The organism is Dactylosporangium sp. NPDC049742, assembly GCF_040674675.1.
In the GTDB taxonomy this organism is placed as follows: domain Bacteria; phylum Actinomycetota; class Actinomycetes; order Mycobacteriales; family Micromonosporaceae; genus Dactylosporangium; species Dactylosporangium maewongense.
In genome coordinates this window covers 73,980-99,176 of sequence record NZ_JBFANF010000028.1, presented here as the reverse complement: position 1 = coordinate 99,176, position 25,197 = coordinate 73,980, and the positions used below count along the sequence as shown (strand labels likewise).

The 25,197-nt window shown below is 71.3% G+C and carries 23 protein-coding genes; 13 read left to right on the top strand and 10 right to left on the bottom strand.

Features of this window, described 5'->3' with window-relative positions; genetic code table 11:
• Positions 1-84: 84 nt before the first annotated feature.
• Positions 85-1,041 (bottom strand): 2-phospho-L-lactate transferase, encoded by a 957-nt coding sequence (gene cofD, locus AB0J72_RS30525; RefSeq protein ID WP_363404514.1) that lies wholly within the window; start codon positions 1,039-1,041, stop codon positions 85-87.
• Between the two features lie 133 nt (positions 1,042-1,174).
• On the opposite strand from cofD, the gene AB0J72_RS30520 reads away from it, so the two are divergent.
• Together AB0J72_RS30520 and AB0J72_RS30515 are read left to right on the top strand one after the other, a co-directional pair.
• Complete coding sequence (locus tag AB0J72_RS30520; RefSeq protein WP_363404512.1) at positions 1,175-2,938, top strand: hypothetical protein; 1,764 nt, start codon at positions 1,175-1,177, stop codon at positions 2,936-2,938.
• A 133-nt stretch (positions 2,939-3,071) separates the two neighbouring features.
• Positions 3,072-5,588, top strand: a complete 2,517-nt coding sequence (locus AB0J72_RS30515; RefSeq protein WP_363404510.1) for a bifunctional FO biosynthesis protein CofGH — start codon at positions 3,072-3,074, stop codon at positions 5,586-5,588.
• Between the two features lie 46 nt (positions 5,589-5,634).
• Here AB0J72_RS30515 and AB0J72_RS30510 read toward each other — a convergent pair whose 3' ends face one another.
• Complete coding sequence (locus AB0J72_RS30510) at positions 5,635-6,138, bottom strand: signal peptidase I (protein ID WP_363404508.1); 504 nt, start codon at positions 6,136-6,138, stop codon at positions 5,635-5,637.
• Between the two features lie 390 nt (positions 6,139-6,528).
• Between AB0J72_RS30510 and AB0J72_RS30505 the strand changes: the two genes are divergently transcribed.
• Positions 6,529-6,786: a WhiB family transcriptional regulator gene (locus AB0J72_RS30505; protein ID WP_033364663.1), complete on the top strand. Its 258-nt coding sequence runs from the start codon at positions 6,529-6,531 to the stop codon at positions 6,784-6,786.
• 49 nt (positions 6,787-6,835) lie between these two features.
• Here the strand turns inward: AB0J72_RS30505 and AB0J72_RS30500 are convergent, their stop codons facing one another.
• Positions 6,836-7,192 carry a DUF3499 domain-containing protein gene (locus tag AB0J72_RS30500; protein ID WP_033364642.1) on the bottom strand — a complete coding sequence of 119 codons (357 nt, stop codon included), beginning with the start codon at positions 7,190-7,192 and terminating at the stop codon, positions 6,836-6,838.
• A 173-nt stretch (positions 7,193-7,365) separates the two neighbouring features.
• On the opposite strand from AB0J72_RS30500, the gene AB0J72_RS30495 reads away from it, so the two are divergent.
• Positions 7,366-7,815 carry a metallopeptidase family protein gene (locus tag AB0J72_RS30495; protein WP_033364641.1) on the top strand — a complete coding sequence of 150 codons (450 nt, stop codon included), beginning with the start codon at positions 7,366-7,368 and terminating at the stop codon, positions 7,813-7,815.
• A 4-nt stretch (positions 7,816-7,819) separates the two neighbouring features.
• Here AB0J72_RS30495 and AB0J72_RS30490 read toward each other — a convergent pair whose 3' ends face one another.
• Genes AB0J72_RS30490 through AB0J72_RS30475 form a run of 4 tightly spaced genes read right to left on the bottom strand, consistent with a single transcriptional unit; the run spans position 7,820 to position 11,620 of the window.
• Positions 7,820-9,154, bottom strand: coding sequence for an FAD-dependent oxidoreductase (locus AB0J72_RS30490; RefSeq protein ID WP_363404597.1), 1,335 nt, complete (start codon positions 9,152-9,154; stop codon positions 7,820-7,822).
• Positions 9,155-9,162: 8 nt separating this feature from the next.
• Positions 9,163-9,693: a pyridoxamine 5'-phosphate oxidase family protein gene (locus AB0J72_RS30485; protein ID WP_344501641.1), complete on the bottom strand. Its 531-nt coding sequence runs from the start codon at positions 9,691-9,693 to the stop codon at positions 9,163-9,165.
• A 50-nt stretch (positions 9,694-9,743) separates the two neighbouring features.
• Complete coding sequence (locus tag AB0J72_RS30480; protein ID WP_363404595.1) at positions 9,744-11,123, bottom strand: aspartate aminotransferase family protein; 1,380 nt, start codon at positions 11,121-11,123, stop codon at positions 9,744-9,746.
• Entirely contained in the window at positions 11,120-11,620 is a 501-nt protein-coding gene (locus tag AB0J72_RS30475) for an Lrp/AsnC family transcriptional regulator (RefSeq protein ID WP_203845385.1), read from the bottom strand. The genes AB0J72_RS30480 and AB0J72_RS30475 overlap by 4 nt, the downstream gene beginning before the upstream one ends.
• 229 nt (positions 11,621-11,849) lie before the next feature.
• On the opposite strand from AB0J72_RS30475, the gene AB0J72_RS30470 reads away from it, so the two are divergent.
• From AB0J72_RS30470 to speB, 6 genes are all read left to right on the top strand, one after another.
• Positions 11,850-13,085 (top strand): spermidine/putrescine ABC transporter substrate-binding protein, encoded by a 1,236-nt coding sequence (locus AB0J72_RS30470; protein WP_363404505.1) that lies wholly within the window; start codon positions 11,850-11,852, stop codon positions 13,083-13,085.
• Positions 13,086-13,088: 3 nt separating this feature from the next.
• A complete protein-coding gene (locus tag AB0J72_RS30465; RefSeq protein ID WP_363404503.1) occupies positions 13,089-14,240 on the top strand; it encodes an ABC transporter ATP-binding protein in 1,152 nt (383 codons plus the stop codon).
• 73 nt (positions 14,241-14,313) lie between these two features.
• The gene (locus AB0J72_RS30460) at positions 14,314-15,219 is read left to right on the top strand and encodes an ABC transporter permease (protein ID WP_363404501.1); all 906 of its coding nucleotides are present in this window, start codon (positions 14,314-14,316) and stop codon (positions 15,217-15,219) included.
• Positions 15,219-16,031 carry an ABC transporter permease gene (locus AB0J72_RS30455; protein WP_363404499.1) on the top strand — a complete coding sequence of 271 codons (813 nt, stop codon included), beginning with the start codon at positions 15,219-15,221 and terminating at the stop codon, positions 16,029-16,031. The genes AB0J72_RS30460 and AB0J72_RS30455 overlap by 1 nt, the downstream gene beginning before the upstream one ends.
• 3 nt (positions 16,032-16,034) lie before the next feature.
• Positions 16,035-17,231 carry a saccharopine dehydrogenase C-terminal domain-containing protein gene (locus AB0J72_RS30450; protein ID WP_363404497.1) on the top strand — a complete coding sequence of 399 codons (1,197 nt, stop codon included), beginning with the start codon at positions 16,035-16,037 and terminating at the stop codon, positions 17,229-17,231.
• On the top strand, positions 17,228-18,223 hold the full coding sequence (speB, locus tag AB0J72_RS30445; RefSeq protein ID WP_363404494.1) for an agmatinase: 996 nt from the start codon (positions 17,228-17,230) through the stop codon (positions 18,221-18,223). Before AB0J72_RS30450 ends, speB begins: the two co-directional genes overlap by 4 nt.
• A gap of 12 nt (positions 18,224-18,235) precedes the next feature.
• Here speB and gabT read toward each other — a convergent pair whose 3' ends face one another.
• Together gabT and AB0J72_RS30435 are read right to left on the bottom strand one after the other, a co-directional pair.
• Complete coding sequence (gene gabT / locus AB0J72_RS30440; RefSeq protein WP_363404492.1) at positions 18,236-19,516, bottom strand: 4-aminobutyrate--2-oxoglutarate transaminase; 1,281 nt, start codon at positions 19,514-19,516, stop codon at positions 18,236-18,238.
• Positions 19,516-20,952 (bottom strand): gamma-aminobutyraldehyde dehydrogenase, encoded by a 1,437-nt coding sequence (locus AB0J72_RS30435; RefSeq protein WP_363404593.1) that lies wholly within the window; start codon positions 20,950-20,952, stop codon positions 19,516-19,518. Before AB0J72_RS30435 ends, gabT begins: the two co-directional genes overlap by 1 nt.
• 98 nt (positions 20,953-21,050) lie before the next feature.
• Here AB0J72_RS30435 and AB0J72_RS30430 point away from each other — a divergent pair, with 98 nt between their 5' ends.
• A complete protein-coding gene (locus tag AB0J72_RS30430) occupies positions 21,051-22,475 on the top strand; it encodes an aldehyde dehydrogenase family protein (RefSeq protein WP_363404490.1) in 1,425 nt (474 codons plus the stop codon).
• Here the strand turns inward: AB0J72_RS30430 and AB0J72_RS30425 are convergent.
• Complete coding sequence (locus AB0J72_RS30425) at positions 22,447-23,424, bottom strand: cation diffusion facilitator family transporter (protein ID WP_363404488.1); 978 nt, start codon at positions 23,422-23,424, stop codon at positions 22,447-22,449. The genes AB0J72_RS30430 and AB0J72_RS30425 overlap by 29 nt on opposite strands.
• A 123-nt stretch (positions 23,425-23,547) precedes the next feature.
• Here AB0J72_RS30425 and AB0J72_RS30420 point away from each other — a divergent pair, with 123 nt between their 5' ends.
• Entirely contained in the window at positions 23,548-24,918 is a 1,371-nt protein-coding gene (locus AB0J72_RS30420; RefSeq protein ID WP_363404486.1) for a phosphomannomutase/phosphoglucomutase, read from the top strand.
• Between the two features lie 30 nt (positions 24,919-24,948).
• A complete protein-coding gene (locus AB0J72_RS30415; RefSeq protein ID WP_363404483.1) occupies positions 24,949-25,197 on the top strand; it encodes a Trm112 family protein in 249 nt (82 codons plus the stop codon).

Below are 25,197 nucleotides of genomic sequence, written 5' to 3'. Positions count from 1 at the left end.
CCGTCACCTCCGCTGCGCTCCGGCGCCGGCCTGAGCTAAACCTGTCCCATGCCGATGAGTGGGCCGAGCCGCTCCGCTGCCCGCTCATGCCACACCCGCCACGGACAGCGCCTCCCGGACGATCGCCGAGGTCGCCGGCACGTCGGTCATCCACAGCGGGCGGGCGCGGACGGTCAGGCCCGGCACCTCGACGCCCGCGTCGGTGTCGTCGACGAGCCAGCCGTCCAGGACGCCGCCGGCCGAGCGGGCGCCGAACAGGCCGCCCACGCCGGCGGGGGTGCACTCGACGTCCATCACGGCGAGGCACTTGTCGGCCATGCCACGGACCGGGGCGGTGCCGATGATGGGGGACACGCCCACGACCGGGGCCCGGCCGGTGGCGACCGCCTCGCGGACCGCGGGGACCGCCAGGATCGGCGCGATGGAGACGATCGGGTTGCTCGGCGCCACCAGCACGACATCCGCCGCGGCGAGCGCGTCCAGCACGCCCGCGGCCGGTTTGGCCGACTCGGCGCCGACGAAGACGAACCGCGACGTCGGGATCTCCGCCCGGTGCCGGATCCACCACTCCTGGAAGTGGATCGCGCGGGAGGCGCCGTCGACCTCGACCACCGCGTGCGTCTCGACCCGGTCGTCACTGGCGGGGAGCATGCGGATGCCGGGCTGCCAGCGGTTACACAGCGCCTCGGTCACGGCGGACAGCGGATAGCCCGCGTCGAGCATCCTGGTGCGCACCAGATGGGTGGCGATGTCCTTGTCGCCGAGGCCGAACCAGGTCGGCTCCGCCCCATAGGCGGCGAGCTCCTCCTTGACGGTCCACGTCTCGCCGACGCGTCCCCAGCCGCGCTCGGGATCGGCGCCGCCACCGAGCGTGTACATCACGCTGTCCAGGTCGGGGCAGATCCGCAGGCCGTGCAGGGTCACGTCGTCGCCGACGTTGACCACCGCGGTGACCTCCGCCCCCAACTCCTGCCCCACCGCGCGCACTCCGAGGAGGAAGCGAGCGCCGCCGATGCCACCTGCCAGAACCACGATCCGCATGCCTCTCATCCTGCCCCACGGGTACGACAGTTCCCGGGCGAGGCGGCCGGTCCTGCCCCGCACGCGGATTTTCCGTTCGACGGCTAGGCTGCGAGCGACCTGTCGCGTGTCCGCTTGATCTTGGGGAGAGCCAGTGAGCACCCAGCCACCCGACCCGACCTCCTCGGCGGCGCCGTATGCGGCTTACGCCGCCGGTCCGGCCACCTCGTCCTTCGCGCCCCAGGTGCCGCCGGCGCAGCAGCCCGGCCAGAGCGCGCCGGTGCCGGTCGACGCCAAGAAGGCCCGTTCGCTCACGCTGCCATATCGCGAGCTGGCGGCGTTCGTGCTGCTCGGCGCGACCGCGGCGTTCCTGCTCGCCGGGTTCATCTCACTGCTGACGTCGCTGGACGGCAACTTCCTGCTGAGCGCGGGTGGCACGTTCGGCACGTTCGTCAACCTGCAGACGATCCTGCTGCCGATCCTGGCGGTGCTGGTCGCGACCCACATCGACCCCGTGGTGCCGAAGGCGAAGGTCATCGTCCTCGTCGGCCTCGTCGAATACGGGATCGTGGCGCTCTTCGGCCTGATCCTGCTGCTCGCCAGCCTCATCGGCGACATGGACAGCGAGTCGGGCCTGCGGGCGACCTCGGCGCTCACGATCTTCCTGACCCGCCTCGGCGGTCTCGCGCTGCTGGGTCTCGTCCTGTTCCTGGTGATCAGGGTGTACCTCGGAGCCTACGCACCCCCGAAGCCGGCCCCCGGCGTGTACGGCCAGCCCGCGTACCCGTACGGGCAGCAGCCGGGCTACCAGTACCCGCAGCAGCAGCAGCAGTACGGCTACCAGCAGCAGACCGGTTCGGTCCCGCAGCAGCCGTACCAGCAGCAGCCCGCCCAGCACCAGCAGCCGACCGGCAGCTGGACCAACCCCGCGACGACCGGCACGGGCCAGGTGGTCCCCGCCGCGCAGCCGTACGCGGCGCAGCCCGGTGCCTACCCGGCCGCGCCGGCCTCGGGCGCTCCGGCCGCGGGCCCCGCGTCGGGTGCCCCGGCCTACCCCCAGCCGGCGGCCCAGGGGTACAACCCGCAGTCGACGGGCGCGCCCGCGTTCACCGCCCAGCCCGCCCCCGCGCAGAACCCGCAGGCGACCGGCGCCCCGGCGTTCGCCCAGCAGCCCGCGGCGGCCGAGCCGGTGTCCGCGGCGCCCGCCTCGACGCCGCCGCTGAGCTCGCCGTTCGCGGCGTACACGGCGCCCGCGGTCCAGCCGGTGTCGGCCCCGCCGGTCACCCCGCCGGTGTCCTCCCCGCCCGCCGACGGCGGCGCGACGCCTTCGGGCGGGTTCGCGGCGGCCGGCTGGCCCGGCGGGTCCTCGACCCACCCGACCTCGGGCGCGGCCACCGGCGCGCCCGAGGCGCAGCAGCCGGCGCAGCAGCCGGCGCAGCAGCCGGCGGAGGACACCGGCGACGGCGCCGCCTCACCGTTCGGCAAGACCGGCGCGTTCCCGACGGCCGAGACCGCGGCGGCCCCGGCCGGACAGGAGCCCACCGCCCAGATCTGGACCGCGGGGGAGACCACGGCGGCCCACGGCATCGTCGGCGAGCCGGAGACCCAGTCGGCCGCCCCGGTCAGCATCGCCAAGACCGACGCCGACCCGGACGCGACCGCCGCGTACGCGCCGGTCAGCGCCGCCCCGGCCGAGACCACCGGCGACGTGACCCAGACGAACACCCAGGCGAACCCCCAGGCGAACCCCCAGGCGAACCCCCAGGCGAACCCCCAGGCGAACCCCGAGGCGGACAACCCGGCGCACGACCCGGACGCCACCGAGGTGTTCCGGCCCGCGGGCCAGGACAAGCCGGCGACCGACCAGGGCGACGACGACGAGACCCAGCGCACCCAGGTGATCCCCCCGAAGGACTGAACACCCAAGCACACCGGATGCGGGCGCCCGTCACACGACGGGCGCCCGCGTCGTAACAGGGGAAGAAGCGAAGGAGAACAGTCACATCGGATGTGAGGGCCGATCCGCCCGGCGGCGGCCTAGGCTGCAAGCTGTGACGTCTGTAGTCAGAGGTACCGAAGGCAACGCCATGCGCCGGGCGCTGCGCCGTGCGGCCGACGGCCGTGCCCTCGACGTGACCGAGGCCGCCGTCCTGCTCACCGCCCGCGACCAGGCCCTCGACGACCTGCTCGCGGTCGCCGGCGCGGTGCGCGACGCGGGGCTCGCCGACGCCGGCAGGCCCGGCGTCGTCACGTACTCGCGCAAGGTCTTCATCCCGCTGACCAGGCTGTGCCGGGACCGGTGCCACTACTGCACGTTCGCGACGGTGCCGCACCGGCTGCCGAGCGAATACCTGGAGATCGACGAGGTCCTCGCGATCGCCCGGGAAGGCGCGCAGCAGGGCTGCAAGGAGGCCCTGTTCACGCTCGGCGACCGCCCCGAGGACCGCTGGGACCAGGCGAAGCGCTGGCTCGACGAGCGCGGCTACGACTCCACGCTGGACTACCTGCGGGCCTGCGCGATCGCGGTGCTGGAGGAGACGGGCCTGCTGCCGCACCTCAACCCCGGCGTGCTGTCGTGGGCGGAGCTCCAGCGGCTCAAGCCGGTCGCCCCCAGCATGGGCATGATGCTCGAGACGACGGCGACCAGGCTGTGGTCGGAGCCGGGCGGCGCGCACTACGGCTCACCGGACAAGGAGCCCGCGGTGCGGCTGCGGGTGCTGGACGACGCGGGCCGGGTCGGGGTGCCGTTCACGACCGGCATCCTCATCGGCATCGGCGAGACGATCGAGGAGCGCGCCGAGGCGCTGTTCGCGATCCGCAGGACGATGCGCGAGTTCGGCCACATCCAGGAGGTCATCGTCCAGAACTTCCGCGCGAAGCCCGACACGGCGATGCGCGGCATGCCCGACGCGGAGCTGCACGAGCTGGCGGCCACGGTCGCGGTCGCGCGGCTCGTCCTCGGCCCGAAGGCCAGGATCCAGGCTCCGCCGAACCTCATCGACGACGAGCACGGCCTGCTGCTGCGGGCCGGCATCGACGACTGGGGCGGCGTCTCCCCGGTCACCCCGGACCACGTCAATCCCGAGCGCCCCTGGCCGGCGATCCAGGATCTGTCCGAGAAGTCCGCGCAGCACGGCTTCCAGCTCAAGGAACGCCTCACCATCTACCCGGAGTACGCGAAGAAGCAGCACCCGTGGCTCGACCCCAGGCTCGCCGCCCACGTCGAGGCCCTCATGGACCCCGAGACGGGCCTCGCCAAGGAAGGCGTCATGCCCAAGGGGCAGCCCTGGCAGGAGCCCGACGGCGGCATGCAGAGCACCGGCCGCACCGACCTGCATGAGGCCATCGACACGGAGGGTCGCACCGACGACCGCCGCGGCGACTTCGACTCGGTCTACGGCGACTGGCAGGAGGTGGCGGCGCGCGTCAGCACGAAGCCACAGCACACATTGGACGGTGACGTCCGAAGTGGACTCGCGAGGGCCGGGACCGACCCCGGAAGCCTGCTGCTGCCACAGTACGAGCACGAAGCCCTCGCACTGTTCAATGTGGACGGCGACGGCCTGGAGGCGCTCACCCGGATCGCCGACGATCTCCGGAAGGCGGCCGTCGGCGACGACATCACCTACGTCGTCAACCGGAACATCAACTTCTCCAACGTCTGCTACGTCGGCTGCCGGTTCTGCGCGTTCGCCCAGCGTGAGCGCGACGCCGACGCCTACCGCCTCTCCTACGAGGAGGTCGCCGACCGCGCCGAGGAGGCCTGGCTGGCCGGCGCCGGCGAGGTCTGCATGCAGGGCGGCATCGATCCGAAGCTCCCGGTCGGCGCGTACGCCGAGCTCGTCCGCGCGATCAAGACCCGCGTCCCGGGCATGCACGTCCACGCGTTCAGCCCGATGGAGGTCGTGACCGCCGCCTCGAAGGCGGGCGTGTCGATCCGCGACTGGCTGGCCCAGCTGAAGGAGGCGGGCCTCGACACGATCCCCGGCACCGCCGCGGAGATCCTCGACGACGAGGTCCGGTGGGTGCTCACGAAGGGCAAGCTGCCGACGTCCGCGTGGGTGGAGGTGGTGACCACGGCGCACGAGCTCGGCATCCGGTCGAGCTCGACGATGATGTACGGCCACGTCGACCACCCCGGTCACTGGCTCAGCCACTTCCGGGTGCTCGCCGGCATCCAGGACCGCACGGGCGGGTTCACCGAGTTCGTGGCGCTGCCGTTCGTGCACCACAGCGCGCCGATCTACCTCGCCGGCATCGCCCGGCCGGGCCCGACATGGCGCGACAACCGGGCCGTGCACGCGATGGCCAGGATCCTGCTGCACGGCAGGATCGACAACATCCAGTGCTCATGGGTGAAGCTCGGCGACGAGGGCACGGTGGCGATGCTCAACGGCGGCGCCAACGACATCGGCGGCACGCTGATGGAGGAGACCATCTCCAGGATGGCGGGCTCCGAGCACGGCTCCGCCCGCACCCGGGAGGAGCTGGAGGCGATCGGCAAGGCCGCCGGCCGTCCCGTGCGCCAGCGCACCACCACCTACGGCCGGGTGGAGGCAAGGAGCTAGAGCGGCAGGGCACCACCACCTACGGGGCCGGGTGGAGGCAAAGAAGCTAGAACGGCAGCGCTCCGGTGGTGGGCACCATGGCCAGGACGGCGACAAGGCCGCCGAGCAGCGCGACCCGGAGCAGCCGGCGGCGTGGCCAGACGACCGCCAGGATCAGCGCCACCCCGGCGACCTTGAACGGGTGGGTGCGGACCTGGACGACGGGCCAGCCCACGTTGGGCAGGATCAGGCGGACCGGCCCGATCACCTGTCTTCGCTCGACCGGACGGGTGTCCGGCCGGGCGTTCGCGTCGCCTTTCACCGTGAACGTGCCGTCCTCCGCCTGCGCCACGACCCGGTGCGTGACGAGCCCACGCGGATCGCTGTAGGTGACGATCTCGTAGACGGCGAGGGACGTCGCCTGAGGATCGACGAGAATGACATCACCGGCGTGCATTGCAGGCGCCATCGAATCGGACATGACCACGTAAGGCTTCCAGCCCAGCCCGATGATTCCGACCGTGAAGAGCACGGCGGTCACCGCGGCACCGAGCAGCAGCCGCCTGATCACGACGGTATCCCAGGACAAGCGCAGAACTCGTGGTTTCCCCGCACATCGGCGCAATTCGGCCGCCGATCGGCGCACCTGAGCAAACTCGCCGAGAGTCTTCCGGCGCGTCCGGCGTGTCGCCCGTTACCTCCGGAGGGGGTTGCTCGGTATGGGTACGGCACGGGGTGCAAGCGATCGCCCGAGCGGGCCTATTTATCAGGTTCGGCTTGACGACGCACGCATTACACGCGTGTAATTTCACGGGGGATGTTCGGGGGGATGACCGAAAGCGGGTCATCTTTCGGACATAAAGAACACCGCGCCGAGGAACAGCAACCTTGTAGGACATGCGCCTTCCGCGTGGGGGGTTGCGCCGGCATCGTCGCCGGCGCGCAAGAAGGAGGCACGCTGATGGACGGCCGACCAGTCGTGGCCGACCTGCTGGGTAACGCTCCGGAGTGGCAAGAACGCGCTTTGTGCTCGCAGACCGACCCGGAGGCATTCTTTCCGGAGAAGGGTGGGTCCACCCGCGAGGCCAAGCGCATCTGCTCGCGCTGCGAGGTCCGGGCGGACTGCCTTGAGTACGCGCTGGGGCACGACGAGCGCTTCGGAATTTGGGGTGGGCTCTCGGAACGGGAGCGTCGCAAGCTCAAGCGACGCGCTGCCTAGCAGGTCGTAGGTTTTGAGTGAGGGGTTCCGGCGCGACGGCCGGGACCCCTCACGCGTCTGGTGGGATGACCCGCAGGTGACCGCGGCGGCCCTGCTGGTGCGGATGGTTGCCGGGGTCCTCCTTGTGCGGCGCCGGGCGCGCCGCCTCGCGGACCGCCTCGGCGAGGGCGACCAGGTCGTCGTTGGACGGCGGCGGCGGACCGTACTCACCCTCGTGCCGGACCAGGTCCCAGCCCCGGGGCGCGGTCAGCCCGCGGGCGTGCGACTCGCACAGGTCATAGGAGTGCGGCTCGGCGAACGCCGCGAGCGGACCGACAACTGCGGTCGATTCGGCATAAATGTACGTCAACGTCGCAACGGGCTGTCGGGGGCATCCGTTGCGCGAGCATCGACGTGGGGTCCTCACGGCCGAACCGTATCGCTCCGTGGGCCCGCGCCCAACCCCGAAGCCTCACGACACGCCGTGGTGACCACGCCGACACGCCCGTCCGGTTGACCGGGCCCCCTCCGAAGTGGCATGGACGATCTCGACGTGGCGCCGTGCCACTGCCGGGTCGACGGTGGCGCTACGCTGGCAGCGTGGCGAGCCCCGATCGACGACGCAGCGGACCGGGACGGCGCGGCCGCGACCGGCACGGCCGGGGGCTGCGCGGCCGGCTGGTGCCCGCTTCCCTGCCGATGTCCCGCACCCGTGCGGAGATGTTCGACGACCTGGTGCTGGACTCCGTCGAGCAGCTGGAGCAGCGCTTCGCCAACGAGCTGGCCGGCGTCGAGTTCGCCGTCGAGGACGTCCCGCCGGACCTCAACGTCTACGACTCCGACGTGCTCGAGGACGGCGAGGTGCCCCTCGCGCGGCTGCTGCCGGGCCGCCCCGGCCGTCACGGCGTCCCGCCGCGGATCGTGCTGTACCGCCGCCCCCTGGAGTTCCGGGCCGCGGACCACGACGACCTCGCCGACCTGGTCCACGACGTGATCCTGGAGCAGGTCGCCAACCTGCTGGGCGTCGCGCCCGAGGACCTGGAGCCGTAACACCTCAGCCACCGAGCACCCGCGCCAGCAGTGCGGCCCGGCGCGACGGCCGGCCCGTCCGCGACTCCGCCGCGTCGGCGCCGGTCATCACCCGCAGGCTGGTGTTCACCCCGAGCCACCGCAGCGGCTCCGGCTCCCAGCGCGGCGAGCGGTGCCCCACCCAGGGCAGTCCGATCAGCGGGGAGTCCTGCTTGCGGATGAGGTCCGCGAGGGTACGGCCGGCGAGGTTCGACGTGCCGACCCCGTCCCCCACGTAGCCGCCCGCCCAGGCCAGCCCGGTGGTCGGGTCGAGCCCGACCGACGCCATCCAGTCCCGCGCGATCCCGAGCGGCCCGCCCCACGAGTGGGCGACGGCGGCGTCCTCGAGCGCCGGGAAGAGGTCGACCAGGACCCGGCGCAGCTCCGCGAACACCCGCGGCGACGCGTCGAACGCCGGCGCGACCGCCGAGCCGAAGTGGTACGGCGCGCCCCGCCCCCCGAAGGCGAGCCGGTCGTCGGCGGTGCGCTGCCCGTAGATGATGAGGTGCCGGTGATCGGAGAACGTCTCCCGCCGCGCCAGGCCGGCGGACGCCCAGAACGACGCGGGCAGCGGCTCGGTCGCGATCATCAGCGAGTAGACCGGCGCGATCGCCCGGCGCAGCCCCGGCAGCCGCGGCGTGAAGCCCTCGGTGGCCCGCACCACGATCGGCGCCCGCACCGTCCCGTGTGGAGTGTCGGCCCGGCCCGCGGTGATGGCCGTGACCGGGGTCTGCTCGAACAGCCGCACCCCGAGCCGCTCCACCGTGGACGCCAGCCCCCGCACGAGCTTCGCCGGCTGGATCGCCGCGCAGTGCGGCGTGTACGTGCCGCCGAGCACGTTCGTCGCGCCGACCCGCTCGAACGCCTCCTCCGAGGACAGCAGCCGCAGGTCGACGCCGAGCCCCTGCGCCTCGGCTACCTCGTGTCGCGCCCGGTCCAGCTGTACCGCCGAACGCGCCAGGACGACGGTCCCGCCCTTGGCGTAGTCGCAGTCGATGCCCTCGAGCGCCGCGACCCGCCCGACCTCGTCCACAGTGGACTCCATCGCGGCGTTGAGCGCGAGCGCCGCCGGCAGCCCGTGCGCGCGGGCCAGGGCCGGCACCGACTTGGGGAACAGCGCCGAGCACCAGCCGCCGTTGCGCCCGCTCGCCCCGAACCCCGCGGTCTCGGCCTCCAGCACCACGATCCGCAGCGCCGGGTCGGCCTTGGCGAGGTAGTACGCGGTCCACAGCCCGGTGTACCCGGCGCCGACGATCGCCACGTCGGCGTCGGTGTCGCCGGCCAGCGCCGAACGCGGCGGAACCGAAGGGAGCACGGACATCCAGAAACTCAAGGCAGCTCCTCCTCGCACTCGATCGGTTCGCCGCGTTCGACGCGAAGGGGCACTACCCCCACCCACGGGTCGAACCCCGCGTCCTCGGGGGAAGTGCTCGGCGGCCCGGCGCTCACCTTCACTGACACTTCGTCCAGGGCCAAGGCGAGGACCAGGGTGGCGGCCAGCTCCTTGCGTGAGGGCGGGCGGACGACCGCCCATCGCCCGGGCGTGACGTGTTCGCTGATGGTCTCCAGGGCCGGCAGCTTGTCCTCGACGACCGTGCACGCGCCGAGCACCATCACCGACCGGTAGTGCATCGAGGTCTCGAAGGCGCTGCGGGCCAGGACCAGGCCGTCGAGCAGCGTCACCGTGAAGCAGCACGGCGCGCCCTCCGCGAGGACGCGGAACAGGCGGCTGCCGGTGGAGCCGTGGAAGAGCACCGAGGAGCCGGACCGGCCGTACGCGACGGGGATCGCGTACGGCTGTCCATCGTGGACGATCGAGAGATGGCCGATCGTCCCCGCGTCGAGAATGCCGTGCAGCACGGCGGGATCGTCGACCTGGAGCTCGGGAAGCCGACGGACCCGCGTCCGGCTCAGAGGCGCGCCCATGCCTCGGTCAGCACCGAACGCAGGATCTGCTCGATCTCGATGAAGTGGCTCTCGTCGCAGATCAGCGGCGGCGCCAGCTGGATCACCGGGTCGCCGCGGTCGTCGGCGCGGCAGTAGAGGCCGGCGTCGAAGAGGGCCTTGGACAGGAAGCCGCGCAGCAGCGCCTCGGACTCCTCGTCGTTGAAAGTCTCCTTCGTCGCCTTGTCCTTCACCAGCTCGATGCCGAAGAAGTAGCCGTCGCCGCGGACGTCGCCGACGATCGGCAGGTCGTACAGGCGCTCCAGGTAGGACCGGAAGAGCGGCGAGTTGGTCCGGACGTGCCCGTTGAGGTCCTCGCGCTCGAAGATGTCGAGGTTCGCCAGCGCGACCGCGGAGCCGACGGGGTGCCCGCCGTAGGTGATGCCGTGGGCGAACCAGTTGGCCCCTTCGAGGAACGGCTCCGCGAGCCGCTCGGAGGCGAGCATCGCGCCGAGCGGGACGTAACCGGAGGTGAGGCCCTTCGCGACGGTGATGATGTCGGGCTGGTAGCCGAAGCGCTTGGCGCCGAAGTACTCGCCGAGCCGCCCGAACGCGCAGATGACCTCGTCGGAGACGAGCAGCACGTCATACCGGTCGCAGATCTCGCGGACCCGCTGGAAGTAGCCGGCCGGCGGCGGGAAGCAGCCGCCCGCGTTCTGCACCGGCTCCAGGTAGACGGCCGCGACGGTCTCCGGGCCCTCGAACTCGATCGCCTCGGCGATGCGGTCCGCGGCCCAGACGCCGAACTGCTCCTCGGTCATCGACTGGTCGGGCCGGCGGTAGAAGTTGGTGTTCGGCACCCGGAACGCGCCCGGCACGAGCGGCTCGAACTCCTGCTTGAGCACGGGGATGCCGGTGATCGACAGGGCGCCCATCGACGTGCCGTGGTAGGCGATCGAGCGGGACAGCACCTTCGTCTTCATCGGCTTGCCGGTGCGCTTGAAGTACGAGCGGGCCAGCTTCCACGCGCTCTCGACGGCCTCGGAGCCGCCGGTGGTGAAGAAGACCCGGTTCAGGTCGCCGGGGGTGAGGTCTGCGAGCCGGTCGGCGAGCTCGATCGCCTTCGGGTGCCCGTAGGACCACAGCGGGAAGTACGCCAGCTCGGAGGCCTGCTTGGCGGCGGCGTCGGCGAGCTCGTGCCGGCCGTGCCCGGTCTGCACCACGAACAGGCCGGCGAGGCCGTCGAGGTAGCGCTTGCCGTTGCTGTCGTAGATGTAGGGGCCGTCGCCACGGACGATCACCGGCACCGGCGCGTCGGCGTACGCCGACAGGCGGGTGAAGTGCATCCAGAGGTGGTCTCGGGCGGCCTGGTCGAGTCGCTCGGCGTCGGGCTGCTGGTCGGTCATCGTGTCCCCCACGCATAGGTCTGCTTGGCGAGCTTGAGGTAGACGAAGGTCTCCGTGGCGGTGACGCCAGGGATGCTCCGGATCGTGTCGTTGAGAAGGTTCAGCAGGTGCTCGTCGTCGGTGCAGACGAGCTCGACGAGCAGGTCGTAGCCGCCGGCGCAGATCACCACGTAGTCGATCTCCGGCACCGCGGCGAGGGCCTTGGCCACCGGCCGCAGGTCACCCTCGACCTTCAGGCCGATCATCACCTGGCGGGCGAAGCCGAGGGTCAGGGGATCGGTCACCGCCACGATCTGCATGACGCCGGTGTCCAGCAGGCGTTGCACGCGCTGGCGGACCGCCGCCTCCGACAGGCCGACGACCTTGGCGAGGGCGGCGTAGGACATGCGACCATCGCGCTGCAGCTGCTCGATGATCCGCTTGTTGACGTCGTCAAGGACGGGCTCGGTCACGTGTGGATTCTTGCCCAAGACCCCGCTGTTGGCAACTAATTCCATAGCTGGATAACTAGGGATCTGCGGATTCGTGATCCGCCAGGAATCGATCGTCGTTCGGGACCATATTTCCGCCGGGTCACGACGGTAACCTCAATCTGACCAAGTGGCGCTTTTCGTTGTGCGGCCCGATCGTGACGACGGAATCCCTTGTCAGTGATGGCACCTCGTGTCAGGATCGGTCGTCGGATACCACCCCCGAGGTTCCGGCCCGAGATCCGTAGGAGCCCTCGTGCGAAACCCCTCTCGCCCGCCGCTCTCGCCCGAAGCGGCCGCCGTCCTCAACGCCACCGGCCTGTCGCGCCGGACCCTGATGCGAGGCCTGTTCGCCGGTGGAGCGTTCATCGCGACGGGCGGCGCCCTCGCCGCGTGCGGCACGAAGCCCGCGAAGAAGACCGAGGCGGAGAAGGCGGCGTGCATCGCCACCGACGTCTCCGCGACCGAGAAGAAGATCACCTTCTCCAACTGGCCCCTGTACGTCGACGTCGACGAGAAGGACGAGAAGAAGCGGCCCACCCTCGACGCGTTCGCCGCGAAGACCGGCATCACGGTCACGTACAACGAAGACGTCAACGACAACAACGAGTTCTTCGGCAAGGTCCGCAACCAGCTGCAGGCGTGCCAGTCGATCGACCGCGACATCATGGTCCTCACCGACTGGATGGCCTCCCGCGTCGTCGGCCTCGGCTGGGTGCAGGCGTTCGACAACGCCAAGACCCCGAACTTCACCAAGAACGTCCTCGGCACGCTGAAGAACCGGGCGTGGGACAAGGACATGAAGTTCGCCGCGCCGTGGCAGTCCGGGCTCACCGGCATCGCCTACAACGCCAAGGCGACCAAAGAGGTCCGCACCATCGACGAGCTGCTCACCCGCGCCGACCTCAAGGGCAAGGTCGCGGTGCTGTCGGAGATGCGCGACACCGTCGGCCTGATCCTCATGTCGCAGGGCAAGGACCCCGGCACCGTCACCGACGCCGAGTTCGACGCCGCGCTGGAGAAGCTGAAGAAGGCCGTCGACTCCGGGCAGATCCGCAAGTTCACCGGCAACGACTACAAGGAAGACCTGAACAAGGGCGACCTCGCCGCGTGCATCGCCTGGTCCGGCGACGTGATCCAGCTCAGCGCCGAGAACGAGGACGTCAAGTTCGTCACGCCCGAGTCGGGCCTGATGCTGTGGTCGGACAACATCCTCATCCCGTCGACGGCGACCCACAAGGGCAACGTCGAGCAGCTCATCGACTACTACTACGACCCGAAGGTCGCGGCGGAGCTGGCGGCGTACGTCAACTACATCTGCCCCGTCCAGGGCGCGCAGGAAGCGATGCAGCAGATCGACCCGGACCTGGCCAGCAACCCGCTGATCTTCCCGGACGCCGCCACCCTCGCCAAGACCAAGAGCTTCAAGGCCCTCACCGAGGACGAGGACAAGAAGTACTCGGCGAAGTTCGAAGCGATCTCGGGGGCGTGATAGATGGCCGAGCAGCGAAGCGGTGAGAGCGGTGCCGACCTCAACCTGGTCGGCGTGACGAAGTCGTTCGGCGCCTTCACGGCCGTCGACGACCTCAGCCTGACGGTGCCCCAGGGGTCGTTCTTCGCCCTGCTCGGCGCCTCCGGCTGCGGCAAGACCACGACCCTGCGGATGATCGCCGGGCTGGAGGAGCCGACAGCCGGCCGTATCCTGCTCGGCGACCAGGACGTCACCCGGCTGCGGCCGTACAAGCGTCCCGTCAACACGGTGTTCCAGAGCTACGCGCTCTTCCCGCACCTCAACATCGCCGACAACGTCGCGTTCGGCCTGCGCCGCCGCGGCGTCAAGGGCATCGCCGACCAGGTGGAGCGGATGCTCCACCTGGTCGACCTGGAAGGCTTCGGCAAGCGCAAGCCCGCGCAGCTCTCCGGCGGCCAGCAGCAGCGCGTCGCCCTCGCCCGGGCCCTGATCAACCACCCGCGGGTGCTGCTGCTCGACGAGCCGCTCGGCGCCCTGGACCTCAAGCTGCGCCGGCAGATGCAGGTCGAGCTCAAGCGGATCCAGACCGAGGTCGGCATCACCTTCGTGCACGTGACCCACGACCAGGAGGAGGCCATGACCATGGCCGACACCGTCGCGGTCATGAACGCCGGCAGGATCGAGCAGCTCGGCAGCCCCGTGGAGATGTACGACTTCCCCGGCACCGCCTTCGTCGCCAACTTCCTCGGCCAGTCGAACCTCCTCGCCGGCGCCGTCACCGGCCGCAACGGCGACGACGTCCTCGTCGAGGCGCACGGCGCCCGCTACTCGGTGCCGGCGGTCCGCGCCAGGGCCGGCGAGGGCTCCGTGTGGCTCGGGGTGCGGCCCGAGAAGATGCACCTGTCGGGCGGCGGCCTGGACAAGGTGCCGGCCGGGCACCAGTCCGTCACGGGCATCATCACCGACTCGTCCTACGTTGGCGTCAGCACCCAGTACCTGGTGCGCGCCCCGTGGGGCGACGAGCTGACGGTGTTCGTGCCGAACTCCGGTGTGGCCGCGCCGCTCGCCGTGGCGAGCGAGGTGACCGTGCACTGGCGGCCCGACCACGCGTTCCTGCTCTCCCGTCCCGAAGGACAGACGGTGGCACCGGTGGTGGACGCCGAGGCGCTCGCATGAGCGGCCAGCGCAGCGGCTCGGGCCGCTCATCGGGATTGCAGGTTGAGCTCAGGTCGACGCCGGAGGCGGCGGCATGAGCGCATTGGGGCATGTGGGGGCGGGCTCCGCCGGTACACCGGCGAACCTCGAAAAACCGAGGAAGCGCTGGCTGCCGTATCTGCTGCTGCTCCCCGGCGGCCTGTGGCTGATCCTGTTCTTCGCCGTGCCCGCGCTCCAGCTCTTCGCGACCAGCCTCTACGACCCGAGCGGATCCCTCGAAGAGGGCTACGCGATGACGTGGCAGTTCAGCAACTACGTCGACGCCGCGAGCGAATACCTCCCGCACTTCATGCGCTCGCTCGGCTACGCGGCGCTGACCACCGCCATCTGCCTGCTGCTCGGCTACCCCCTCGCGTACGCGATCGCGCTCAAGGGCGGCCGGTGGAAGAACCTGCTGCTGATCTGCGTGATCGCGCCGTTCTTCACCAGCTTCCTGATCCGCACCCTCGCGTGGAAGGTCATCCTGTCGGACAACGGCTGGCTGGTGACGACCCTCAACGCGCTGCACGTGCCGCTGCCCGACGACCGGCTCCTCGCCACCACCCCCGCCGTCATCGCCGGGCTCGTCTACAACTTCCTGCCGTTCATGGTGCTGCCGCTGTACGCCAGCCTGGAGAAGCTCGACCCGCGGCTGCTCGAGGCCGCCGGCGACCTCTACGCCCGGCCCGTCGCCCGCTTCACCAGGGTCGCGCTGCCGCTGTCGATGCCGGGCGTCGTCGCCGGCACGCTGCTCACGTTCATCCCCGCCGCCGGCGACTACATCAACGCGCAGCTGCTGGGCACCAACCGGCAGTACATGATCGGCAACGTCATCCAGTCGAAGTTCCTGAAGGTCGGCGACTACCCGAGCGCCGCCGCGCTGTCCTTCACGCTGATGGCGGCGATCCTGGTCCTGGTCTTCGTCTACGTCCGGCGTGCCGGGACGGATGAGGTGCTCTGATGCTGCATCGCCTACGCCGCTCCGTCGCCGACCACTGGGTCATGGCGATCGGCCTGCTCGTCCTGCTGTACCTGTTCGTGCCGATCGGCGTCGTCGCGGCGATGTCGTTCCGCGACGCCGGCCGCAACGCGCCCTACTCGCTGGAGAACTACAAGTTCACCTGGGCGCACTGGGCCGACCCCTTCGGCACCGCCGGCATCGGCGACGCCTTCCTGCTCAGCATCGTCATCGCGGCGATCGCCACGCTCGGCGCGGTCATCCTCGGCACGCTGATGTCCTTCGCCCTGGCCCGCCACACGTTCCGCGGCCGCGCCGCCACCAACACCCTGATCTTCCTGCCGATGGCGACGCCCGAGATCGTCATGGGCTCGTCGCTGCTGGCGCTGTTCGTCGCGTCCGGCGTGCAGCTCGGCTTCTGGACGATCGTCATCGCCCACATCATGTTCTGCCTGTCGTTCGTGGTCGTCACCGTCAAGGCCCGCCTCGCCGGCCTCGACCCGCGGCTGCAGGAGGCCGCGATGGACCTCTACGCCAACGAGACGCAGACCTTCCTGCGGGTCACGCTGCCGCTGGTCATGCCCGGCATCGTCGCGGCGGCGCTGCTGTCCTTCTCGCTGTCCTTCGACGACTTCATCGTCACCAACTTCAACTCCGGCAGCACCGTCACGTTCCCGATGTTCGTCTGGGGCGCCTCGCAGCGGGGCATCCCGCCGCAGATCAACGTGATCGGCACCGCCATGTTCGTCATCTCCTTCCTGGTCGTGCTCATCGGCCAGGTCCCCAACATGCGCCGCTCCCGTCAGAAGGGCTGACCAATGCGCCTGCTCATCGTCGGCGCCGGTGGCGTCGGCTCCGCCGCCGTGCGCATTCTCGGCCGCCGCTCGTTCTTCGAGACCTGTGTCGTCGCCGACTATTCGCTGCCCCGCGCGCAGGCGGCGGCGATCGACGACCGCTTCACGGCGGCCCAGATCGACGCCTCATCGGCGGCAGCTGTCGAGGAGCTGTGCCGGGCTCACCGGATCACGCACGTGCTCAACGCGGTCGACCCGCGGTTCGTCATGCCGATCTTCGAGGGCGCCTTCGCCGCCGGCGCGCACTACCTCGACATGGCGATGTCGCTGTCCTCACCGCACCCCACCGCGCCGTACGCGGAGACCGGGGTGAAGCTCGGCGACGAGCAGTTCGCCGCCGCCGCGACGTGGGAGGCCGCCGACCGGCTCGCGCTGGTCGGCATCGGCGTCGAGCCCGGCCTGTCCGACATCTTCGCCCGGTACGCCGCCGACGAGCTCTTCTCCGAGGTCCACGAGGTCGGTGTCCGGGACGGCGCGAACCTCGTCGTCGACGGCTACGACTTCGCGCCCTCGTTCTCCATCTGGACCACGATCGAGGAGTGCCTGAACCCGCCGGTCGTCTGGGAACGCGACCGCGGCTGGTTCACCACGGCGCCCTTCTCCGAGCCGGAGGTCTTCGACTTCCCGGAGGGCATCGGCCCGGTCGAGTGCGTCAACGTCGAGCACGAAGAGGTCCTGCTCATCCCGCGCTGGGTCGACTGCCGCCGGGTCACGTTCAAGTACGGCCTCGGCGACGAGTTCATCGACGTGCTCAAGACCCTGCACAAGCTCGGCCTCGACTCGACCCGCAAGGTCCGGGTCGGCGGCGTCGAGGTGGCGCCGCGGGACGTGGTCGCCGCCTGCCTGCCCGACCCGGCCGGCCTCGGCGACCGCATGCGCGGCAAGACCTGCGCGGGGACGCTCGTCACCGGCCTGGACAAGTCGGGCGCGCCGCGCAGCACCTACCTGTACCACGTGGTCGACAACGCCTGGTCGATGGCCGAGTACGGCTCGCAGGCCGTCGTCTGGCAGACGGCGATCAACCCGGTGGTGGCCCTGGAGCTCCTGGCGTCCGGGGCCTGGGAAGGCCGTGGCGTGCTCGGGCCGGAGGCGCTGCCGCCGAAGCCGTTCCTGGAGTTGCTCACCGAGTACGGCTCGCCGTGGGGTATGCAGGAAAAATGACGCGATACGGTCCTATGTACGGACCTGACATCACGTTCCTCGGGGTGCCACCGTGCGACCTCGACGCGCTGCCGCCGGACGCGGACGTGGTCATCGTCGGCGCGCCCTTCGACGGCGGCACCTCGCACCGGCCCGGGACCCGCTTCGGCCCGGGCGCGATCCGCCAGGCCTGCTACCTGGCCCACGACGGCTCCCGCCCGTCCCTCGCGCTGCGCGTCGACCCGTTGCGGGATCTGCGGGTGTACGACGCGGGCGACGTCGAGATGTTCTCCGGCGACGCGGCCGGCGCGATCGCGCGGCTGGAGGACGCGGTCCACGTGGTGGCGGCCACGGGCGCGATCCCGGTGGTCCTGGGCGGCGACCACACGATCGCCTGGCCGGACGCCACCGGCGTGGCCCGGCAGCTCGGCTACGGCCGGGTCTCCCTCGTGCACTTCGACGCGCACGCCGACACCGGCGACACCGAGTTCGGCTCCCTCGTCGGCCACGGCCAGCCGATGCGCCGCCTCATCGAGTCCGGCGCGGTCCGCGGCGACCGCTTCCTGCAGCTGGGCCTGCGCGGCTACTGGCCGGGCCCGGCCACGCTGGACTGGATGGCGGCCCAGCGCATGCGCTCCTACGAGATGACGGAGATCGTGGCCCGCGGCCTCGACGACTGCCTCACCGAGGCGTTCACGATCGCCACCGACGACTGCGACGGCGTCTTCCTGTCCGTCGACGTCGACGTGGTCGACCCCGGCATGGCCCCCGGCACCGGCACCCCCGAACCCGGCGGCCTCACCTCCCGCCAGCTCCTCGACGCCGTCCGCCGCTGCTGCTACGAGCTCCCGATCGCCGGCATCGACGTCGTCGAGGTCTCCCCGCCGTACGACCACGCCGAGATCACCGCATACCTCGCCAACCGCGTCGTCCTCGAAGCGCTGTCCGCCATCGCCAGACGCCGCCGCGGCGACCCCTGGGACCCCCGCCAGCCCCTTCTCGAAGGCCGCTGACGGGGGCGCCGATCACAGCGTGGACTCGACGATGTCCAGGGCCCGGCCCAGTGTGGCATCGTCGATCACGAGGGGTGGCAGGAAGCGGATCACGTTGCCGTAGGTGCCGCAGGTGAGCAGGAGCAGGCCCGCCTCGTGGGCCGCCTTCTGGATGGCCGCCGTCTTCACCGGGTCCGGGGTCGGGCCCGCGGGGCCGGAGGAGTCCGGCACGACGATCTCCAGAGCGAGCATGGCGCCCCGGCCGCGGACCTCGCCGATGCACGGGTGGGCGGCGGCGAAGGATTCCAGGCGCGGCCGCATCACCGACTCGATCCGTCGCGCGGCGGCGGCCAGATCCAGCTCGTGCATCGTTTCGATCGAGGCGAGCGCGGCCGCGCACGCGATGGGGTTGCCGCCGTAGGTGCCGCCCAGACCGCCGACGTGCACGGCGTCCATCACCTCGGCCCGGCCGGTCACGGCGGCGAGCGGCAGCCCGCCGGCGATGCCCTTCGCGGTGGTGACCAGGTCGGGCTCCAGGCCCTCGTGGGTCGAGGCGAACCACTCGCCGGTGCGGCAGAAGCCGGTCTGGATCTCGTCGGCGACGAAGAGCGCCCCGGCGGACCGGGTCCACGCGGCGATCGCCGGCAGGAAGCCGGGCGCGGGCACGATGAAGCCGCCCTCGCCCTGGACCGGCTCGATGAGCACGGCGGCGACCTGGTCGGCGCCGACCTGCTTCTCGATCATGCCGATGGCGAGCGCGGCCGCGTCGGGGCCGGAGAGGCCGTCGCGGAAGGGGTAGGACATCGGCACGCGGTAGATCTCGCCGGCGAACGGGCCGAAGCCGTGCTTGTAGGGCATCGCCTTGGCGGTCAGGGCCATCGTGAGGTTGGTGCGGCCGTGGTACGCGTGGTCGAACACCACGACCGCCTGCCGCCCGGTCGCGTGCCGGGCGATCTTCACCGCGTTCTCCACCGCCTCGGCGCCGGAGTTGAACAGCGCCGAGCGCTTCTCGAACGTGCCCGGGGTCAGCGCGTTGAGCTGCTCGCAGACCGCGACGTAGCCCTCGTACGGCGCGATCATGAAACAGGTGTGGGTGAAGCGCTCGACCTGGCGCCGCACCGCCTCGACCACCTTCGGCGAGCTGTTGCCCACGTTGGTGACGGCGATGCCGGCGGCCATGTCGATCCACTCGCGACCGTCCACGTCGGACAGCGTGCCGCCCGCCGCGTGGTCCACATAGGACGAGATCATGCTGCTGACGCCGCGGGCGACCGCGGCGCCGCGGCGCTTGTGCAGCTCCCCGGACGCCGTCATCACAGCTCGATGTTGTGCATGACGTGCTTGATGCGGGTGTAGTCCTCCAGCCCGTACATGGACAGGTCCTTACCGTAACCGGAGGACTTGAAACCGCCGTGCGGCATCTCCGCGACGATCGGGATGTGGGCGTTCACCCACACGCAGCCGAAGTCGAGCCGGCGGGTCATCCGCATCGCCCGGCCGTGGTCCCTCGTCCACACCGACGACGACAGCCCGTACTCGACGCCGTTGGCCCAGCGGACCGCCTCGTCCTCGTCGGTGAAGCGCTGCACGGTGATGACGGGGCCGAAGACCTCGTCCTGGATGATCTCGTCGTCCTGGCGCAGGCCGGAGACGACGGTGGGGGAGTAGAAGTAGCCCCGGTCGCCCACCCGGGCGCCGCCCGCGTCGAGCTTCGCGTGGTCGGGCAGCCGGTCGACGAAGCCGGCGACCCGGGCCAGCTGGTTGGCGTTGTTGAGCGGGCCGTAGAGCACGTCCTCGTCGTCGGGCGCGCCGGTCTTCGTCGCGGCGGCCTGCTCGGCGATCGCGGCCACGAAGTCGTCGTAGATGCCGGGGCCGGCGAGCACGCGGGTCGCGGCGGTGCAGTCCTGGCCGGCGTTGAAGTAGCCGGCGACCGCGATCGCCTCGGCCGCCGCCTCCAGGTCGGCGTCGTCGAACACCACGACCGGCGCCTTGCCGCCGAGCTCCAGGTGGGTGCGCTTGAGCATGGGCGCGGCGGCGCCCGCCACCTCGCGGCCCGCGCGGACCGAGCCGGTGATCGACACGAACTGCGGCACCGGGTGCGACACCAGGGCCCGGCCGGTGTCCCGGTCGCCGGTGACCACGTTGAGCACGCCCGGCGGCAGGAACTCCGCGGCCAGCTCGGCCAGCAGCAGCGTCGACACCGGGGTGGTGTCCGACGGCTTGAGCACGACGGTGTTGCCGGCGGCGAGCGCCGGCGCGATCTTCCAGATCGCCATCATCAGCGGGTAGTTCCACGGGGTGACCTGGGCGCAGACGCCGATCGGCTCGCGGCGCACGTAGCTGGTGTGGCCCTTCATGTACTCCCCGGCGGACTTGCCCTCCAGGACGCGGGCGGCGCCGGCGAAGAACCGGACCTGGTCCACGGCCGGGGGCAGCTCGTCGCTGGTGGTCAGCGCCCGCGGCTTGCCCGTGTTCTGGCACTCGGCGTCGATGAGCTCGGCCGCGCGGTCCTCCATCGCGTCGGCGAGCTTCAGCAGCGCCCGCTGCCGCTCCGCGGGCGTGGCGTCCCGCCACGTCTCGAACGCCTTGCTGGCCGCCTTCACCGCGCGGTCGACGTCGGCCTCGCCCGAGACCGGCGCGGAGGCGAACACCTCACCGGTCGAGGGGTCGATCAGGTCCGAATAACGGCCGTCGGCGGGCTCCACGTGGGCGCCGTCGATGAAGTTCTGCAGTTGCTTGGTCATGTCCACTCCTTTGAGTGCCGGCAGCCACATCCTTCCACCGATTCCGCAGTGCACAACCCCTTGAGCAACTGTTTCCATGCTGTGAAGCGGCGTAGGCTTTCAGTGTGACCCCGTTCTTCATCGCCGGCCGACCGGCGACCAGCGACGACGCCGTCGAGATCCGTCACCCGTTCGACGGCCGGGTGGTCGGCAGCACCGCCAACGCCACCCCGGCGCAGGTCGAGGAGGCCATCGCCGCGGCCGACGCGGTCCGTGCGAAGGCCGCCGCCCTCCCGGCGAGCGTCCGGGCCGCGGCGCTGGACCACGTGAGCGCCCGGCTGAAGGAGCGCGCCGAGGAGGTCGCCCGGCTGATCACGGGGGAGAACGGCAAGCCCCTGAAGTGGTCCCGGGGCGAGGTGGGCCGGGCGGTGTCCACGTTCCGCTGGGCCGCCGAGGAGGCCCGCCGCTTCTCCGGCGCCGTGCAGCGCCTCGACACCGACCCCGCCGCGACCGGCCGGATCGCCCTGGTCAAGCGCGTGCCGAAGGGGCCGGTGCTCGGCATCGCCCCGTTCAACTTCCCGCTCAACCTGGTCGCGCACAAGGTCGCCCCGGCGATCGCGGTCGGCGCGCCGATCGTGCTGAAGCCGGCGCCGGCGACCCCGCTCAGCGCGCTGCTGCTCGGCGAGATCCTCGCCGAGACCGACCTGCCCGAGGGCATGTGGTCGATCCTGCCGATTCCCAACGACCGGGCGCCGGCCCTGGTCGCCGACCCGCGCCTGCCGGTGGTGTCCTTCACCGGCTCCGGCCCGGTCGGCTGGCAGATCCGCGAGGCCGTGCCCCGCAAGCACGTCACGCTCGAGCTCGGCGGCAACGCCGCGGTCCTGGTCTGCGAGGACTGGGACGACCTCGACTGGGCCGCGACCCGCGTCGCGACGTTCTCCAACTACCAGGCCGGGCAGAGCTGCATCGCGGTCCAGCGGGTGTATGTCCACGAGCGGCACTTCGACGCGCTCACCGAGCGCCTGGTCGCGGCGGTCGAGGCGCAGGTGACCGGCTCGCCGTGGGAGGACGCCACCGACGTCGGACCGCTGATCAGCGAGGCCGCCGCCGAGCGGGTGGAGTCCTGGGTCGGCGAGGCCGTCGCGGCGGGCGCGAAGCTGCTCACCGGCGGCACCCGCGACGGCGCCAACCACGCCCCGACGGTCCTGACCGGCGTGCCCCGCGACGCGAAGGTCGCCTGCGAGGAGGTCTTCGGACCCGTCCTCGTGCTGGAGCGGGTCGAGTCCGACGAGGCCGGGCTCGCCGCCGTCAACGACTCGCAGTACGGGCTGCAGGCCGGCGTCTTCACCCGCCGTCTCGACCGGGCCTTCGAGGCCCACCGGGTCCTCGACGTCGGCGGCATCGTCGTCGGCGACGTCCCCAGCTACCGCGCCGACCAGATGCCCTACGGCGGCGCCAAGGCCAGCGGCGTCGGGCGCGAGGGCCTCGCCAGCGCCATGACCGACTACACCGAGGACCGCGTCATGGTGCTGACGGGTCTGCAGCTGTAGGAGCCGCGGAGCCCGGCGGCTTGGCCTCCGTCTCGTGCAGGCGCTGGTCCCAGACGTCGGGCTCCAGGAAGATGAAGCACTCGTCGTCGAGGTCCTCGCGGATGCGCGCCTCGGCCCGGTTGATCGCCGCCGCGGCGTGCGCCACCGTCTCGTCGGGTCTGAACGCGACCTTGGCGGCGATCAGCAGCTGGTCGGGGCCGAGGTGCATGGTGCGCAGGTGGATCAGCCGATCGACGAAGGGCTCGACGGCCGCCTCGATGCGCCGCAGCGTCTCCTGGTCGGCGGACTCGCCGATCAGCAGGCTCCGCATCCGCATCGACAGGGTGATCGAGATGATGACCAGCAGGATGCCGATCGCGATCGTCCCGACCGCGTCCCACCGGCCGTCGCCGGTGACGACGGCGAGGGTGATGCCGGCCGCGGCGAAGAACAGGCCGGTCAGCGCGCCGAAGTCCTCGGCGAGCACCACCGGCAGCTCCGGCGAGCGGGTGGTTCTGATGAACCGCAGCCACGGCAGCCCGCGCCGCTCGGGCTGCGCCTCGTGCACCGCCGTCCGCAGCGAGAAGGACTCCAGCGCGACCGACACGCCGAGCACGGCGAACGCCCACACCGGCGACTCGACCGGCTCGGGGGAGTGCAGCTTCTCGTACCCCTCGAACAGCGCGAAGACGCCGCCGACCAGGAAGATGACGAGCGTCACCAGGAACCCGTAGAAGTAGCGGAAGCGCTGGTAGCCGAACGGGTGCAGCGGCGACGCCTCCCGCTTGGCGCGCCGGCCGCCGATGAGCAGCAGCAGCTGGTTGGTGGTGTCCGCCACGGAGTGCACGGCCTCGGCCAGCATCGCCGAGGACCCCGTGAAGAGGAACGCGGCGAACTTGCTGACGGCGATGCCGAGGTTGGCGGCGAACGCGGCGATGATCGCCCTGATGGAGTTACCTTCCTCGGCCACATATCCCCCTGTACCACACCGGCGACATGAACTAACACCGGCAACTCCGGACTGACACGTGTGCGGAACCTCGCGGCACTAGGCTTCGCGGTAGGACCAGCGCCCACGACAGGAGCACGGACTGTGATCGACCTGAGCCGGATCGTCAAGGCCTACGACGTGCGGGGGACGGTGCCCGACCAGCTCAACGAGCCGGTCGCGGAGGCCCTCGGCCGCGCGTTCGTCCAGACGCTGCGCAGCCGGGGAGAGTTCGCGGAGCGCGTCGTGACGGCGCACGACATGCGCGAGTCGGGTCCGGCGCTCGCGGCGGCGTTCGCGGCGGGTGTACGGGCGGAGGGCGCCGACGTCGTCGAGGCGGGGCTGGGCTCCACGGACCTGCTGTACTTCGCCTCCGGCACGCTCGACCTCCCCGGTGCCATGTTCACGGCGAGTCACAATCCCGCCCAGTACAACGGCATCAAGCTGTGCAAGCAGGGCGCGAAGCCCGTCGGGCAGGACTCGGGCCTCGCCGAGATCCGCGAGCGGGCCCAGGCGATCCTGGAAGGCCGCGGGGAGCCGCCGGCCGGCGGGCGCGAGGGCGGGATCGAGCAGCGCGGCATGCTGGCCGCCTACGCGGCGTACCTGCGCGGCCTGGTCGACCTGAGCGGCATCCGCCCGCTCACCGTCGTCGTCGACGCGGGCAACGGCATGGGCGGCTACACGGTGCCGGCGGTGCTCGGCGAGGGCCTGCCGCTGACGATCATCCCGCTGTACTTCGAGCTGGACGGCTCGTTCCCCAACCACGAGGCCAACCCGCTGGAGCCGGCCAACCTGGTGGACCTGCAGGCGAAGGTCCGCGAGACCGGCGCCGACCTGGGCCTGGCCTTCGACGGCGACGCCGACCGCTGCTTCGTCGTCGACGAGCGCGGCGAGGCCGTCTCGCCCTCGACGATCACGTCGATGGTGGCGGTGCGCGAGCTGGCGAAGACCCCCGGCGCCACGATCATCCACAATCTCATCACCTCCCGGGCCGTGCCGGAGATCGTGCGCGAGCACGGCGGCACCCCGGTGCGCACCCGCGTCGGGCACTCGTTCATCAAGGCCGAGATGGCCACGACCGGCGCCGTGTTCGGCGGCGAGCACTCCGCGCACTACTATTTCCGCGACTTCTGGGGCGCCGACACCGGCATGCTCGCCGCGATGCACACGCTCGCGATGCTCGGCGCGCAGGCCGCCCCGCTGTCGGCGCTGACCAAGGACTACGTGCGCTACGCGGACTCCGGGGAGATCAACTCCACGGTCGCCGACCCGGCCGCGAAGCTCGCCGAGATCCAGGCCGCGTACCCGGTCCCGGTCGACCACCTCGACGGGATCACGCTGGACTTTCCCGACGGCAGCTGGGTCAGCGTGCGCCCGTCCAACACGGAGCCTCTCCTGCGGCTTAACGTTGAGGCGCCGACCGCCGAGCGGATGACAGCCCTGCGCGATGAAATGCTGGCCGTCATCCGCCGCTGACGAACGCTGCTAGAAGGAGTTGGATCAGACGTGTCCGTCGACCCCGCCCTGCTGTCCATCCTGCGCTGCCCCGACGAGCACCACGCCGAGCTCACGCTCGACGCGGAGGCGCAGACGCTGACCTGCACGTCCTGCGGGCGGATCTTCGAGATCCGGGACGGCATCCCCGTCCTCCTGCTCGACGAGGCGCGGCTCCCCGAGGGCGGCGCTCCCGTCACCGGCGACAGCGCTCCCGTCGCCGGCGGCGAGTCCCCGCTCACCGAAGGTGGCGCCGCGTGA